1 protein-coding gene is annotated in these 470 nt (G+C 66.4%); it reads left to right on the top strand.

Features of this window, described 5'->3' with window-relative positions:
• Positions 1–156: 156 nt before the first annotated feature.
• On the top strand, positions 157–470 hold a 314-nt coding region (locus tag ACFWW2_RS01845; RefSeq protein ID WP_393925660.1), incomplete at its 3' end, for a hypothetical protein.

Below are 470 nucleotides of genomic sequence, written 5' to 3'. Positions count from 1 at the left end.
GGAGATACCGGCGGCGACACTGGCGGTGATACCGGTGGCGACACTGGTGGGGATACTGGCGGTGGCATGGACCACGGCGGCGACCATGGCGGAGACACTGGCGGTGATACAGGTGGGGATACTGGCGGCGACACCGGTGGTGATACAGGCGGTGGCATGGACCACGGCGGCGCCCATGGCGGAGATCCCGGCGGCGACCCGGGCGGAGATACCGGTGGCGACACGCGTGCTGAGACCGGCGGTGACCCAGGTGGGGAGACCGGCGGTGGCTTGGACCAAGGTGGAGATACTGGCGGCGATACCGGCGGTGATACCGGAGGTGACACTGGTGGCGATACCGGCGGTGATACCGGAGGTGACACTGGTGGCGATACCGGCGGTGGCATGGATCACGGTGGCGACCATGGCGGTGGTCACGGAGGCGATGTTGATCTGCCTACGACACCTGCAGAGATTGAAGCTTTTGTTGC

Origin of the sequence: Yoonia sp. R2-816, from assembly GCF_046762905.1 — a bacterium.
In the GTDB taxonomy this organism is placed as follows: domain Bacteria; phylum Pseudomonadota; class Alphaproteobacteria; order Rhodobacterales; family Rhodobacteraceae; genus Yoonia.
Note: the sequence above shows the minus strand (reverse complement) of the source record. Positions and strands in the feature narration are given on the sequence as shown.